This window comes from Pseudomonas sp. (genome assembly GCF_026224925.1).
Lineage (GTDB): Bacteria > Pseudomonadota > Gammaproteobacteria > Pseudomonadales > Pseudomonadaceae > Aquipseudomonas.
In genome coordinates, this window is sequence record NZ_JAMFRV010000063.1 from 1 (window position 1) to 13992 (window position 13992).

General features: G+C 56.7%; 16 protein-coding genes. 7 read left to right on the plus strand and 9 right to left on the minus strand.

Features of this window, described 5'->3' with window-relative positions; all coding sequences use genetic code 11:
- Nucleotides 1-344, minus strand: a 344-nt coding sequence (locus M0974_RS02695; RefSeq protein WP_297832399.1) for an acetyl-coenzyme A synthetase N-terminal domain-containing protein, incomplete at its 3' end; no start/stop codon positions are given.
- A 406-nt stretch (nt 345-750) separates the two neighbouring features.
- Between M0974_RS02695 and M0974_RS02700 the strand changes: the two genes are divergently transcribed.
- Nucleotides 751-1017, plus strand: coding sequence for a DUF2790 domain-containing protein (locus M0974_RS02700; RefSeq protein ID WP_297832402.1), 267 nt, complete (start codon nt 751-753; stop codon nt 1015-1017).
- A gap of 152 nt (nt 1018-1169) precedes the next feature.
- Here M0974_RS02700 and M0974_RS02705 read toward each other — a convergent pair whose 3' ends face one another.
- Nucleotides 1170-2753 carry a sigma-54-dependent transcriptional regulator gene (locus M0974_RS02705; RefSeq protein ID WP_297832405.1) on the minus strand — a complete coding sequence of 528 codons (1584 nt, stop codon included), beginning with the start codon at nt 2751-2753 and terminating at the stop codon, nt 1170-1172.
- 253 nt (nt 2754-3006) lie between these two features.
- Here M0974_RS02705 and phhA point away from each other — a divergent pair, with 253 nt between their 5' ends.
- From phhA to M0974_RS02730, 5 genes are all read left to right on the plus strand, one after another.
- Nucleotides 3007-3792 (plus strand): phenylalanine 4-monooxygenase, encoded by a 786-nt coding sequence (phhA, locus tag M0974_RS02710; RefSeq protein ID WP_297832408.1) that lies wholly within the window; start codon nt 3007-3009, stop codon nt 3790-3792.
- Nucleotides 3793-3805: 13 nt separating this feature from the next.
- Nucleotides 3806-4162: a 4a-hydroxytetrahydrobiopterin dehydratase gene (locus M0974_RS02715; protein ID WP_297832410.1), complete on the plus strand. Its 357-nt coding sequence runs from the start codon at nt 3806-3808 to the stop codon at nt 4160-4162.
- Nucleotides 4162-5358 (plus strand): amino acid aminotransferase, encoded by a 1197-nt coding sequence (locus M0974_RS02720; protein WP_297832413.1) that lies wholly within the window; start codon nt 4162-4164, stop codon nt 5356-5358. The genes M0974_RS02715 and M0974_RS02720 overlap by 1 nt, the downstream gene beginning before the upstream one ends.
- Before the next feature lie 467 nt (nt 5359-5825).
- Nucleotides 5826-6005 carry a hypothetical protein gene (locus M0974_RS02725; protein ID WP_297832416.1) on the plus strand — a complete coding sequence of 60 codons (180 nt, stop codon included), beginning with the start codon at nt 5826-5828 and terminating at the stop codon, nt 6003-6005.
- Between the two features lie 183 nt (nt 6006-6188).
- Nucleotides 6189-7397, plus strand: coding sequence for an MFS transporter (locus M0974_RS02730; RefSeq protein WP_297832419.1), 1209 nt, complete (start codon nt 6189-6191; stop codon nt 7395-7397).
- A gap of 65 nt (nt 7398-7462) precedes the next feature.
- On the opposite strand, the gene arfB is transcribed toward M0974_RS02730, so the two are convergent.
- The 7 genes from arfB to M0974_RS02765 form a co-directional block, all read right to left on the minus strand.
- Nucleotides 7463-7876: an alternative ribosome rescue aminoacyl-tRNA hydrolase ArfB gene (arfB, locus tag M0974_RS02735; protein ID WP_297832422.1), complete on the minus strand. Its 414-nt coding sequence runs from the start codon at nt 7874-7876 to the stop codon at nt 7463-7465.
- A 542-nt stretch (nt 7877-8418) separates the two neighbouring features.
- Entirely contained in the window at nt 8419-9861 is a 1443-nt protein-coding gene (rluB, locus tag M0974_RS02740) for a 23S rRNA pseudouridine(2605) synthase RluB (protein ID WP_297832425.1), read from the minus strand.
- Between the two features lie 161 nt (nt 9862-10022).
- Entirely contained in the window at nt 10023-10208 is a 186-nt protein-coding gene (locus M0974_RS02745) for a DUF1289 domain-containing protein (RefSeq protein WP_297832428.1), read from the minus strand.
- Between the two features lie 155 nt (nt 10209-10363).
- The gene (gene scpB / locus M0974_RS02750) at nt 10364-11131 is read right to left on the minus strand and encodes an SMC-Scp complex subunit ScpB (protein WP_297832431.1); all 768 of its coding nucleotides are present in this window, start codon (nt 11129-11131) and stop codon (nt 10364-10366) included.
- Between the two features lie 18 nt (nt 11132-11149).
- The gene (locus M0974_RS02755; protein WP_297832438.1) at nt 11150-11848 is read right to left on the minus strand and encodes a ScpA family protein; all 699 of its coding nucleotides are present in this window, start codon (nt 11846-11848) and stop codon (nt 11150-11152) included.
- A 132-nt stretch (nt 11849-11980) separates the two neighbouring features.
- Entirely contained in the window at nt 11981-12610 is a 630-nt protein-coding gene (locus tag M0974_RS02760) for an L-threonylcarbamoyladenylate synthase (protein ID WP_297832433.1), read from the minus strand.
- Nucleotides 12611-12623: 13 nt separating this feature from the next.
- Complete coding sequence (locus tag M0974_RS02765; protein WP_297832435.1) at nt 12624-13484, minus strand: PHP domain-containing protein; 861 nt, start codon at nt 13482-13484, stop codon at nt 12624-12626.
- A gap of 66 nt (nt 13485-13550) precedes the next feature.
- Between M0974_RS02765 and M0974_RS02770 the strand changes: the two genes are divergently transcribed.
- On the plus strand, nt 13551-13992 hold a 442-nt coding region (locus M0974_RS02770; protein WP_297832436.1), incomplete at its 3' end, for an inner membrane-spanning protein YciB.

Sequence of the window (13992 nt, forward strand, 5' to 3'; positions counted from 1 at the left end):
TCGTGCAGCTCGCGGTAGGTGATGTTGCGGTGTTCAGAAGGATCGTCGCCTTCCCAGATTATTGCGATCTGATCGCCGCGTTCAGCCAGATGACGGTCCAGACAGTTATAAGAAACGTTCAAGGTGCCGTCGGCGAACCATTTGATGTCGACATGGTGATCGTCGAAGGAGGTTTGCTTGACCAAAGTGAAGGGTTTGATCCAATCAAGACGCTGGGCTTGCTCACGCCAGAAGCCATCGGGGTTAACCACCGACTGCTGATACATGGCTTTGTAAGTCGCCTCGTCGGTCAGCGTTGTAGCTAAAACCTCGGGGCGAACAGGATATACGGAAGCCGCACTCATCTTTGGTACCTCGGTGGACAGTTGTTGTTTTATGGGGCCAGTTGTATCCCGTCTGGCCCTGTTTTAGCCATTCGACGATGGTCTTACCGGGCCGCAGCGGCAGATTATCTTACGCGCTCAAACGTTTCGGGGCAGCTGCGGGTGACCCGGCCAAGGTTTTCACCCGCTAAGACCATGTGCACGCAAGATCGTCGGGGTGATTGTTGCAGTTTTGATCAATAGTCTTTATCAGATCTCTTCATATATGTAACCGTTCAATACGCCTACAATTATCCTCGCCAACCGGCAACTGATTAACACGTAATCGCCCCCACACAGGCCCGTTAATCCCACTTGTAAAATTAGCGACACACCTGGCTTCACGAGAGCCAGGTTTCCTCTCACAACTGAGATAAGGAAGTTTGTTATGAAAGCTGCATTATTAGTATTGGCCATGAGTGGTTTTTGCGCTTCAGCGTTTGCCGCCGAGACAGCTGACGCAGTAATAAATCCGACACTCCCAGTTGAGCAGTACACTTACTCGACCCACTTGGACATTGCCAAGGTCATCTCCATGACCCCGATCTCAAACGCCTGCAAGGTAGTGCCTGCGCGCATGGACTACGTCGACTCCAAAGGAAAGGAACATGTGCTTGAGTACCGCGTCATGGGCAATGGGTGTATGGATGGTTGAACACAGCTGCTGCACATCAGAATAACGCCTCGTGGGGTGCAGTTCCAACGAGGCGTCATTTTTTCTATGCATACATACCCGCAATAAAATTCCGCATCCCCATTCAACACCCGCACTAAACTTATAGTAATTAACGGCTATATAACCTTCCGTTATTTAATATCGTCAGAATCTGGCTCCGACTTCTCTCCAGCCCATTGATGAGCGCGCAACTTGTTCGCAATAGTTGTATGGGACACCCCCAATCGTTTGCCTAATTGACGGCTGCTTGGGTGTTGTGAGTAGAGCTGCTCCAGTACCGCTTTTTCGAAGCGTCCAACGATTTCATCCAACCCGCCCTCCAGCGAGAAATCCCCCAATGGCTGACGCGCGCCGTAATCCGGCAATCGAATATGCTCGGCTTTGACAACGCCGCCCTCGCACAATGAAACAGCCTGAAACAATGCATTCTCCAGTTGGCGCACGTTGCCGGGCCAGTGGTAATGACTCAGCCGCTCCATCGCCGCAGGCGACAGTTTCGGCAACGGGCAGCCAATTTGCCGACTGGCCTGATCGAGAAAATGATCAACCAACGGCGGCAAACCATCCAGGCAATCGCGCAGCGGTGGGATATGTAACGACAGCACGTTGAGCCGATGATAAAGGTCCTGGCGAAACTCGCCCTTGGCGCACAGCTCAGACAAGTCCACCTGCGTGGCGCACATCACCCGCACGTCGAGATAAACCTCTTCGTCGCTGCCCACCCGGCGAAAGCAGCCGTCTTGCAGAAAGCGCAACAGCTTGGCTTGCAGGCGTGGGCTCATCTCACCGACCCCATCAAGGAACAAGGTACCGCCTGCCGTCAGTTCCAGCAGCCCGAGTTTGCCCTCGGCCCGCGCCCCTTCAAACGCGCCGGGGCCGTAGCCAAATAATTCGGTCTCCGCCATGGACTCCGACAGCCCGGCACAATTGAGCGCCATGAGTGGCGATTGCCCCCGCGGACTGGCCAAGTGACAAGCGCGTGCCAGCAGCTCTTTGCCGGTGCCGGTTTCACCTTCGATTAATAACGGCGCATCCAGTGGGGCCATACGCCGCGCCTCACGGACGACTGCTGCCATTACTTTTGAGCTTTGGAAAATGCTGTCGAACCCGCGCAACTCTTGCTTGCGCACATGGTAGATACGCTCGCCTATAAGGTCCGCCCGGTGCAGGGTCAGCACTGCGCCCGCCATGGCTTCGCTGTCGTCGTGTTGGGACTGTAGCGGAGCGATATCGGCCAAGAACACATCACCGCGAACCTTGACCCGCAACCCATTTATCCGCGATTTGTGGGTGCGAACCAGCGCTGGCAAATCAAAATCTTCGGCGTAACGCGACAATGCTATGCCTGGCACCTCATCGACTCGCACCCCCAGCAGTTGCGCCGCCGCACGGTTGGCTGCCACGATCGAACCGCTCATGTCGATGGACAACACCGGAAATTCCAATGCACCCAGCAGCGCATTCAGTTCCATGTGCCGGCGTTCGCTGGGCATCAATCCCACGCGTTTGACCCCAAACACCCCAGCAATCGCTTCGAACTTGGGCTGCAGGGTCTGGAACTGCAGATTGATAAGGTTCGGGCAAAGCAAATAAATCGCATTGCCGTGTTCGCCGCCGACCTCTCCGCTCGCGACGTTAACCCCGTACTCAACCAACAGATTAAGAATGTCACGAAGAATGCCGATGCGGTTTTGGCAGTGCACTTTGATGCGCATAAACGGTTTGATCCTGAAATGGCGGCATTTTTTTGCTTTAGCGCTACTTTCGTCGTCACGATTATGTGACAGCCATCGCCCGATTCCCACCGGCATGAGCCGCTCTTCTCGGCGAAAAGGTCATATCCGTAAACTTTTCGTTACGAAAATCCATTCAATCGTCGTTGGATCGGGTAATTTCCCCCAATCAGCAGCCGCTATTTGCGCTATTTCTAGGTCATACATAACAACAAGCTTCCCCGAGGAGAGCAGCATGACCGAGTACGTGGCCCGCGTGCCCGACGCGAATGGCTTTATCGACTACCCGCCTGCCGAGCATGCGGTGTGGAACACCCTGATGACGCGACAGCTCAAGGTGCTCGAAGGCCGCGCTTGCCAGGAATACCTCGACGGTATCGAGCAATTGGGTTTGCCCCATGAGCGCATTCCGCAGCTGGGTGAGGTCAATAAGGTGCTTGCGGCCACCACGGGCTGGCAAGTCGCCCGGGTGCCTGCGCTGATCCCCTTCCAGACGTTCTTCGAATTACTGGCCAACAAACAGTTTCCGGTGGCGACCTTTATTCGCAGTGAACAAGAGCTGGATTACCTGCAAGAACCCGACATCTTCCATGAGGTGTTTGGCCACTGCCCATTGCTGACCAACCCATGGTTTGCAGAATTCACCCACACTTACGGCAAGCTCGGTTTGAGCGCGACCAAGGAGCAGCGGGTTTACCTGGCGCGCCTGTATTGGATGACCATCGAGTTCGGTCTGGTGGACACGCCCCAGGGGCGGCGCATTTATGGAGGAGGGATTCTGTCTTCCCCCAGGGAAACGGTTTACAGCCTGTCGTCCGCGCCGGAACATCAGTTGTTCGACGCACTGGACGCGATGCGCACGCCCTACCGAATTGACATTTTGCAGCCGCTGTACTTTGTTCTGCCGAGCCTGAAAAGGCTGTTCGACCTCGCCCACGAAGACCTCATGGCACTGGTTCAACTGGGTATGCAGCTCGGCCTGCATGCGCCAAAATTCCCGGCAAAAATCAAAGCCGCCTGATCAGGACTATTTTATGAGCACGCTCAACCAAGCCCACTGCGAAGCCTGCCACGCCAATGCACCGCAGGTCAGCGATGAAGAATTGCCGGTACTGATCAAGCAAATTCCGGACTGGAACATCGAAGTACGCGACGCCGTCATGCAGTTGGAAAAGGTCTTCCTGTTCAAGAATTTCAAGTTCGCGCTTGCGTTCACCAACGCTGTCGGCGAAATTGCCGAAGCCGAGGGTCACCACCCTGGCTTGCTCACCGAATGGGGCAAAGTCACCGTGACATGGTGGAGCCACTCGATCAAAGGGCTGCACCGTAACGATTTCATCATGGCCGCGCGCACCGACGAAGTGGCCAAAGGCGCCGAGGGCCGCAAGTAATGCATTTCAATGATATCCAGCGAGTACCCAGCGACCCGATTTTGGGGCTGATAGAAGCATACGCGACCGATGCCAACCCCAATAAATTCGACCTCGGCGTGGGTGTCTATAAAGACGCCATGGGCCTGACGCCGATCCTGCGCGCGGTAAAGCTCGCCGAGCAGCGCCTGGTGGATAAACAGACCACCAAAACCTACATCGGTGGCCACGGCCAAACGTCCTTTGGCACTTTGATCAGTGAACTGGTGTTGGGCAAAGACTCGCCACTGCTGGCTGCCAAGCGGGTCGGCGCGACCCAAACCCCTGGCGGCACGGGCGCCTTGCGTCTATGCGCGGACTTCATCGCCGATTGCTTGCCAGGGCGCGGTATATGGTTGAGCGATCCCACGTGGCCGATTCACGAATCGATCTTTGCTGCGGCCGGGCTGAAAGTCAGTCATTACCCTTACGTGGGCAGCGATAACCGCCTGAACGTCGAGGCAATGCTCGCCACGCTGAATCAGATCCCCCATGGCGACGTGGTGCTGTTACACGCTTGCTGCCACAACCCCACTGGGTTTGACTTGTCCCAAGACGATTGGCGACAGGTGCTGGACATCGTGCGCAGCCGCGACTTACTGCCGTTGATTGATTTTGCTTACCAAGGGTTCGGCGACGGTCTGGAGCAGGATGCCTGGTCGGTGCGACTGTTTGCCGACGCACTACCGGAGCTGCTGATCACCAGTTCGTGCTCAAAGAACTTTGGCCTGTACCGCGAGCGCACCGGGGCCTTGATCGTGTGCACCGACAGCGCTGAAAAATTGCTGGATGTGCGCAGTCAGTTGTCGGCCACCGCCCGTAACCTGTGGTCAAACCCACCGGATCACGGCGCAGCCATTGTCGCTGAGATTCTTGGCGATCCTGAGCTGAAAACGCTGTGGATGGATGAGGTTGAGGAGATGCGCTCACGTATCGCCCAGCTCCGTGCAGGTCTGGTCGAAGCCTTGACCCCGCTGGGGCTGGGCGAACGTTTTGCCCACATTGGGGTGCAACGGGGGATGTTCTCCTATACCGGCCTGAACGACGATCAGGTGGCGAAGTTGCGCTATGAGCACAGCGTTTACCTGGTCAGCGCCGGACGTGCCAATATTGCCGGTATTGATGCGTCGCGCCTCAGTCTGTTAGCCCAGGCAATCGCCGACGTGTGTCACGACTGATTCGGTTTTACCGCGTCATCCATCGCGCCCTTTTATGGGCGCGATTGCGTTGTGCCAGCAAGCAGCCGGTCGCCAAATGGCAAAAGAGTGGCAGATAAAGTCTGATTGTCATTTGCAGTGCTGTATCCTGCCCAAGCTTTATAAAAGCACTGATCTTTCCAGCAACCTTCAATTCAGATCTTGCGCGGAGCGACGACGATGCATGAAATCCCAAACTTTCCTTACCCAAGCCTGCAAGCACCAGAGCAATCCCCCAAGGCCCAACAAGCACCCGGCCAACAAGCCGAGTTGAAGGCCAGTCCAGTCAAAGCGAAAGATAGCCAGAGCGCTAAAAGCCGAAACTGAGGCAGTTATTCAGACCGTATGCTAAACCAGTGTTCTGCGCCTGTTTCCATACGGTCTGTTATGCCCACGCCCCATCGCTGCGCGTTCGCGTATGCGCCTGATCAAGACAAGTGAACACTGAAATGGCAGATCGCTCCGCCCCCAACGCCAGCGTGTTGATGGAAACCACTGAAAAAATGGTCGAAATCTGGACCCGCCTTACTCCTGAAAAACAAGCTACTTTGCTCAAGCGCTTCGGCACCAAAGAAACGGCGCTGGCCGCACTGGTCACGACCCAACTGCTCAACCCCACCAAAGGTTAATCCGCTGCTGTTGCCAATGGTCACGACCGCCATTTGATTTTTTTCGACTTTTTTTATCGCCAATCTCCAGCAAGTCACTAACCGCCGCTATCATAAGCAACCCTGATCGCGCCTATTGCTGAAACGTTTATCCCGCGACTCATTACGCGTCCCACTTCCTGCCGTCACCGTGGATTTTTACCCATGCCAGACTCCTCGCACGCCGCCGCAGAACGCCCCATGGCGGTCACCCTGCAGGTCGTTTCCATCGTATTGTTCACGTTCATTGGCTACCTGAACATCGGTATACCGTTGGCCGTGCTACCGGGTTACGTACACACCGACTTGGGCTTTGGCGCCGTAGCTGCGGGGTTGGTGATCAGCGTGCAGTACTTGGCGACACTGCTCAGCCGTCCGTATGCCAGCCGAATCATTGACAACCAAGGCAGCAAAAAAGCCGTGCTTTACGGCTTGGCTGGATGCGGGCTCAGCGGTATTTTGATGCTGGTGTCGGCCTGGCTGCATAACGCGCCGATGGCCAGCCTGATCTGCCTGTTTATCGGTCGATTGGTGTTGGGCAGCGCAGAAAGCCTGGTAGGCTCCGGCTCGATTGGTTGGGGAATCGGCCGGGTTGGCGCGCTCAATACCGCCAAGGTCATCTCGTGGAACGGCATTGCCAGCTACGGCGCATTGGCCATTGGCGCGCCACTGGGGGTGCTGCTGGTTCAGCAACTTGGTTTGTGGAGCATGGGTTCCAGCATCATCTTGCTGGCGGCCTTGGGCCTGAGATTAGCCTGGAACAAAGAAGCTGCGCCTATCGTGCACGGTGAACGCTTGCCGTTTATGCACGTGCTCGGCCGCGTGCTTCCACATGGCACCGGACTGGCGTTGGGCTCGATTGGCTTCGGCACCATTGCTACGTTCATTACCTTGTATTACTCGAGCAATAACTGGCCGAATGCTGTGTTGTGCTTGAGCCTGTTCGGCGCCTGCTTCATCGGCGCGCGCCTGCTGTTCGGCAAATACATCAACCGCCTCGGCGGCTTCCGCGTGGCGATTGCCTGCCTGGGCGTCGAGACTGTGGGCTTAGTATTGCTATGGGTTGCCCCTACGCCATCATTGGCCTTGGCGGGCGCAGCACTGACGGGTTTTGGTTTCTCGTTGGTCTTTCCGGCCTTGGGCGTTGAAGCCGTGAATCTGGTACCGGCCTCCAGTCGTGGCGCAGCGGTCGGGGCTTACTCACTGTTCATCGACCTCTCACTCGGCATCACCGGCCCGGTCGCCGGAGCCATTGCCGCTGGCTTTGGCTTCGCCTCAATCTTCCTCTTCGCCGCCCTCGCCTCCCTGACCGGATTGGCACTCAGTGTTTACCTGTACAAACAGGCGAGGCATTTGAGGGAATACAACACATAGATCAGTGGATTGCCCCAATCCCGTGGGACCGAATTTATTCGGGAAATAGGCGACGCGGTTTCAAGCTAGAAATCCACTTTCCCGCGCCCTGCCTTGATGCTCCCACGCAATGTCTTGCCTTCCAAGCGACGCTTCTTTGAACCGAGGGTAGGTTTAGTGGGGCGGCGTTTCTTCTCGACCTTGGTCGCGTTGATGATCAACTCGGTCAAGCGCTCCAACGCATCGGCGCGGTTTTGCTCTTGGGTCCGGTATTGCTGAGCCTTGAGCACAATCACGCCATCGCTGGTAATGCGGCTGTCCCGGAGCGCGAGCAAACGCTCCTTATAAAACGGCGGCAAGGACGAGGCATTAATGTCGAAACGTAAATGCACCGCGCTCGAAACCTTATTGACGTTCTGCCCTCCCGCGCCCTGAGCACGGATGGCAGTCAACTCGATCTCGGCGTCGGCCAAGTGCACGTTATTGGAAATCACTAGCATATGAGCATTACGTTGTCCTGAGGCTTTTGGCGAGATTATGTGTGGCTAGGCATTGTAGCTACCCACGTTTTCAATCGGCCACCAGCATGGCTGTGTCCGCAGCGAATAGTCTCCAAATAGCCTATTGACTGTATTTTGGCGGAAATTAGTTTTCTTGAGTTTGGCCGCCACTTCGACGTTTATTTCCAGTAAGACCACGATTTGCTGAGCACTGTAAGTGACTCAACTTCGTTACACATCTTGAAAACAATATTGCGCTCACAACATTCGTAAACTAGGTTTTCATCGTCAGCTGGTCGAACGGCCAGCTAATTTTTCGGTAAGGGGTGTTTAAAGACCTCTGTATTTTAAGGCGATAAATACCCCCTGCCGGTTTTACCGAATAAGCGTCGCTTGGAGGTTCATCCGGGCATTACAAACAGTCATCAGTGAGCACAGGAAAAAATCGCTGCTGTTCAAGGACTACGGAACCCATAAAAAAAGCGCCAACCTCTCGGTTAGCGCTTTTTAATACCCGCTGATTGAAGCCGGATACAGACTGCTTACTGCGGCTTGCGACGACCGAAGCCAGGACGCTGGCCGGAGCCTGCTGGCGGACCGTTGCGCTTGCCCGAAGGCTTGCCGTTGTCGACCAGAACAATGCCAGCGCGCTGCTGTTTAGGCTTGGCTGGACGCTTGCTCACGTCGCTTGGACGTTCTGCGACGGGCGTGCCACGGCTATCAGAGCGGCTGTCGGAACGGCCGTTCGCTGGACGTGGCGTGCGTGGTGAATCACCGCGCGGAGCACGTGGCGAACGATCAGCCGAATCACTACGCGGCGCACGTGGAGCGCTGTCGCCGTCTTCACGCGGTTTGCGTGCAGGACGATCAGCACCTTCGCTGCGGCCACGCAACGGACGATTGGTATCGCCTGCTGCACCGGAACGTCCGGTTGAAGGTCGCGGAGCACGGCCAGACGAATCCGAACGTGGACCCGACGGACGCTCATCGCGACTGCCTTCCGAACGTGGACGATCGCGTTCGCTGCCTGTCACTTGTGGCTGACGTGGCGCACGATCAAAACCTGAAGGTGCCGGAGCGCCCGGGTTGGCTGGACGCAAGGTACGCACGCGTTCGCCTTTACCCAACGGACGCGACGATTGACGCTGCAAGCGCTCCATCTTGTCTTTGGTCTTGGCGTTCATTTGCGGTTGAGCAACCGGCGTCAGGCCCACTTCGGCGCTGAGGGTGTCAACTTCGTATTGGCTCATTTCGCGCCAGCGACCCATCGGCAGGTCAGAGTTAAGGAACACTGGACCGTAACGTACGCGCTTCAGGCGGCTGACCACCAGGCCTTGGGATTCCCACAGGCGACGCACTTCACGGTTGCGGCCTTCCATCACTACGCAGTGGTACCAATGGTTGAAGCCTTCACCGCCCGGCGCTTGCTGGATGTCGGTGAAACGTGCAGGACCGTCTTCCAGCAGCACGCCATTCTTGAGGCGCAGTAGCATGTCGTCATCGACTTCGCCACGCACACGGACCGCGTACTCACGGTCCATCTCGAAAGAAGGGTGCATCAAGCGGTTGGCCAATTCACCGTCGGTGGTGAACATCAGCAAACCGGTGGTGTTGATGTCCAGACGACCGATGTTGACCCAGCGGCCCTCTTTCGGGCGCGGCAAGCGGTCGAACACAGTCGGGCGACCTTCTGGGTCGTCACGGGTGCAGATTTCACCGTCTGGTTTGTTGTACATGATGACGCGACGTACCGATTCGGCAGTCTCTTCGCGTTTGATAACGCGGCCATCAACGCTGATGGCGTCATGCAGGTCGACGCGTTGACCAAGGGTCGCGTCTTTGCCATTGACTTTGATGCGGCCTTGGCTGATCCAGGCTTCGACGTCACGTCGTGAACCTACGCCAATGCGCGCCAGAACCTTTTGCAGTTTTTCGCCTGCTGGGCCGTCGTCTTCTGGGCTGTCTTGCTTGTCTTTGATACTCATCTGGGCACCTCCCGGTGTGTCGATAACAGGGCGCGCTGAGAATGGGCGCACGCTGATTGCTTGATTCTAAAGCCGATGGCGACGTAGGAATCGCCAAAAGGTCGCGAATCATACGCGCAAGGCGCCTGTTGCGCACCAAAGAGTAGTGCAATTGCGTCGGCTTACTTCTTTTTCCGCCGACCGGAGGCTTTCATCTGGATCAAGCGCATGGCCGAGTCGGCCAGCACCTTGCGTCGGTCGCCCTTGTCGAGTTTCTTCCAGGCCTTGATTTCACGCTTACTGCGCCCGCAGCCCACGCAAATGTCGTCATCGAATTTACAGACGCTGATGCATGGGTTGTTGCTCATGGGAAGGTCCTGACAAAGGGATCGATGAACACACTGTGGGACCGAATTCATTCGGGAAGCAGGCAACTCTGTCTCACCTGGGTTGTTCGGTGCGGCTTAAATCTTCGCGAATGAATCCGCTCCCACAGAGGCCCACACAGAAAACCGCGAATGACCTAGGAAGGATCTTTCCCGTCTTCTTCTGGCTCAACAAGATCAACCCGCAACAAATCATCGAAGTCGGTCTTGAGACCCAGTTCCATCGAGTCAAGTTCGACCAATAAACTACGGAAGCTGGTTTCGTCCCGAGGTGGCTCTGGTTCGGCGTCCGGGTCGAGGCTAGCGTCGGCAAGGGCTTGCAAGCTGGCAGGCACTGGGGCGTCGTCGAAGTCGAGCATCGGCTCAGGCTCCAGTTCGCGCAGATCAGCCAAGGGCGGCAGGTCATCGAGGTTTTTCAGGTTGAAGTGATCGAGAAACGCTTTGGTCGTGGCGAACATCGCCGGTTTGCCAGGCACGTCACGGTAACCCACTATCCTGATCCACTCACGTTCCAGCAGGGTTTTGACTATGTGGCTGTTGACTGCGACGCCACGCACGTCTTCGATTTCGCCCCGGGTAATCGGCTGCCGATAAGCAATCAGGGCCATGGTTTCCAGCATCGCCCGGGAATACCGCTGTGGCCGCTCTTCCCACAAACGACCAACCCATGGCGAAAACTTTTCGCGTATCTGCAAGCGATAACCGGAAGCCACTTCCTTTAGCTCAAAGGCTCGGCCTTCACATGATTTGCCGAGCAATTGCAGGGCTTTTTTGAATACCGGCAACTCTGGACGCTCGCCCTCTTCGAACAATTCGAGCAGGCGCTCCAGCGATTGTGGTTTTCCAGAGGCCAGCAAAAAGGCTTCGAGCAGCGGTGCCAGCTCGCGGGGGTCAGTCAGGTTCATGCGTGGGCTCTTTAACGGTTATTCGGCTCTTGCGCGGACGTGAATAGCCGCGAAGGCCTCGTTTTGCACCAGTTCGACCAAGGATTCCTTGACCAGCTCCAGAATTGCCATGAAGGTCACCACCACTCCGAGGCGCCCTTCTTCTGCGGTAAACAGCTCTGAAAATGGCACGAAACCGCCGCCCTTTAGCCGCTCAAGCACGTCGCTCATACGCTCACGGGTCGACAGCGCTTCGCGACTCACCTGGTGGCTTTCAAACATATCGCCGCGGTGCAGCACCTCGGCCATGGACATCAACAGTTCATCAAGACTGACGTCCGGGAGCAAACGTCGGGCTCGCGCTTCAGGCGCATCCAGCTTGGGGATAACTACATCACGGCCGACCCGGCTCAGGCCATCAATGCCTTCCGCCGCGGCCTTGAACCGTTCGTACTGTTGCAGACGCCTGATCAACTCAGCCCGCGGGTCGTCTTCTTCCGCTTCGATCTCCGCCGAGCGCGGCAGCAGCATCCGCGACTTGATCTCGGCCAGCATCGCCGCCATCACCAGATACTCCGCCGCCAGCTCCAGGCGTACGGTTTTCATCAGCTCGACATAACCCATGTACTGCCGGGTGATCTCGGCCACAGGGATGTCGAGGATATTAATGTTCTGCTTGCGAATCAGATACAGCAGCAAGTCCAGCGGACCTTCGAACGCTTCAAGGAACACTTCCAACGCGTCCGGCGGAATATACAGGTCTTGAGGCTGCAGCACCGCCTGGCCATAGACCATGGCGAACGGCAGCTCCTGCCGCGCGCCCGCCTGATTGTCCAGCGGTGCTGACTTCACGTTAGCAACCACGGCCATTCAGGCCCCCACCTCGAACGGCCTTGGATCGCCGCAGCCAACACGAATAATTTGCGCTTCGCCGTCTGCCAGATTGATCACAGTGGACGCCGAAACACCGCCGACGCCGCCATCAATGATCAAATCCACCTGATGCTCCAGAATTTGCCGCATCTCATAAGGATCGCTCAGCGGCAGGCTCTCGCCCGGCATGATCAGGCTGACACTCATCAAGGGTTCGCCCAGCTCCACCAGCAACGCGTGGGCAATCGGGTGGCTCGGCAGCCGCAGGCCAATGGTCCGGCGCTTGGGGTGCAGGATTAGCCGCGGCACTTCCCGTGTGGCGTTCAAAATAAACGTGTACGGCCCCGGCGTGTGCATTCTAAGGGCGCGAAACGCTGCGGTATCGACCTTGGCATAGGTGCCCAACTGCGACAGGTCACTGCACATCAGGGTGAAGTTGTGTTTGTCATCCAGCTGGCGCAGGCGGCGAATGCGCTCGATGGCGCTTTTGTCGCCGATCTGACAACCCAACGCATAGGACGAATCCGTGGGATAAACCACTAGGCCACCGGCCTTGATGATCTCCGCCGCTTGCTTTATCAGACGCGCCTGCGGGTTTTCCGGGTGCACCTGGAAAAATTGACTCACGGTATCTTCCTGTTCAGACGGCAGTAGGCTGGTCATGTTTGAATCGACACCAAAGTGGCGGTAGATCCTCCGGCAACGGGCGATAAACACCAATCTCGGACCAAGCGCCAGGGGCATGAAAATCACTGCCGGCGGTTACCAGCAGACCGAACTCACGGGCTAGGATAGCCAGGCCACCAACCTGCTCGGCAGGCTGCAAGCCATTGACTACCTCAATAGCGTGGCCGCCGGCCTCAAGGTAATCGGCAACCAGCTTGCGACGTTTACTGCGGGTAAAATCATAATGCCAAGGGTGCGCCAGACTGACCCAAGCGCCGGCTTCGCGCAGTGTGGCTACGGTTTCTTCCAGCGTTGGCCAATGCTGCTTGACGTCGCCAAGCTTGCCAGCGCCCAACCATTTACGGAATGCTTCGGCGCGATCCTTGACGAAACCGGCACGCACCAGAAAGTCGGCAAAGTGTGGTCGGGCCGGTGCATTCCCACTGTCGCCGAGCTCTTGCTGGATGGCACGAGCACCTTCCAGAGCGCCAGGCATACCTTTGATCGCCAATTTTCTGCTTATTTCTTCGGCACGCAACCAGCGGCCGTGGTGCAAACGATCAATGGCAGCGAGTAAAGAAGGGGCTTTCATGTCGAAGCCGTAGCCTAAAACGTGGATGGTGGCCCCGCCCCACGTGCACGATAATTCCACCCCGTTGACCAACTGCATATCCAGCGCAAGCGCCGCAGCGCGGGCCTCTTCGAGGCCTTCAAGGGTGTCGTGGTCGGTCAGCGCGAGCACCCGCACACCGTTCTCATAAGCACGCGCGACAAGGACCGCTGGCGCAAGGGCGCCATCGGAAGCGGTGCTGTGGCAGTGCAGGTCAACATTCATAGGTGGCGCTTTCGCTGTCATTGATGTTTGTTATTATGCCGCCACATCCTGCATCTGGCTGCCATTGTGAAACAATTCATCGACTTCATCCCGCTGCTGCTGTTTTTCATCGTCTACAAAATCGAACCTCGCGCCGTCGACATCCTCGGCCACAGCATCATGGTGGGCGGAATTTTCAGCGCTACGGCGATGCTGATCATTAGTTCGATTGTCGTGTATGGCGTTTTGTTCATAACCCAGCGAAAACTGGAAAAAAGCCAACTACTTACCCTGCTCGCTTGCCTGGTATTTGGCAGTTTGACCTTAGCCTTCCATAGCGAAGCGGTGCTCAAGTGGAAAGCACCTGTCGTTAATTGGGTGTTTGCCCTGGCGTTTGCCGGCAGTCATTTCATCGGTGACCGTCCGTTGATCCAACGCATTATGGGCCATGCATTGACCCTACCCCAAGCGATCTGGACTCGGCTGAACATTGCCTGGATCATCTTCTTCGCATTCTGCGGCGCAGCCA

Coding starts and splice junctions, on each gene's coding strand:
- M0974_RS02700 (WP_297832402.1), top strand. CDS start 751: ATGAAAGCTGCATTATTAGTATTGGCCATGAGTGGTTTTTGCGCTTCA.
- M0974_RS02705 (WP_297832405.1), bottom strand. CDS start 2,753: ATGCGCATCAAAGTGCACTGCCAAAACCGCATCGGCATTCTTCGTGAC.
- phhA (WP_297832408.1), top strand. CDS start 3,007: ATGACCGAGTACGTGGCCCGCGTGCCCGACGCGAATGGCTTTATCGAC.
- M0974_RS02715 (WP_297832410.1), top strand. CDS start 3,806: ATGAGCACGCTCAACCAAGCCCACTGCGAAGCCTGCCACGCCAATGCA.
- M0974_RS02720 (WP_297832413.1), top strand. CDS start 4,162: ATGCATTTCAATGATATCCAGCGAGTACCCAGCGACCCGATTTTGGGG.
- M0974_RS02725 (WP_297832416.1), top strand. CDS start 5,826: ATGGCAGATCGCTCCGCCCCCAACGCCAGCGTGTTGATGGAAACCACT.
- M0974_RS02730 (WP_297832419.1), top strand. CDS start 6,189: ATGCCAGACTCCTCGCACGCCGCCGCAGAACGCCCCATGGCGGTCACC.
- arfB (WP_297832422.1), bottom strand. CDS start 7,876: ATGCTAGTGATTTCCAATAACGTGCACTTGGCCGACGCCGAGATCGAG.
- rluB (WP_297832425.1), bottom strand. CDS start 9,861: ATGAGTATCAAAGACAAGCAAGACAGCCCAGAAGACGACGGCCCAGCA.
- M0974_RS02745 (WP_297832428.1), bottom strand. CDS start 10,208: ATGAGCAACAACCCATGCATCAGCGTCTGTAAATTCGATGACGACATT.
- scpB (WP_297832431.1), bottom strand. CDS start 11,131: ATGAACCTGACTGACCCCCGCGAGCTGGCACCGCTGCTCGAAGCCTTT.
- M0974_RS02765 (WP_297832435.1), bottom strand. CDS start 13,484: ATGAATGTTGACCTGCACTGCCACAGCACCGCTTCCGATGGCGCCCTT.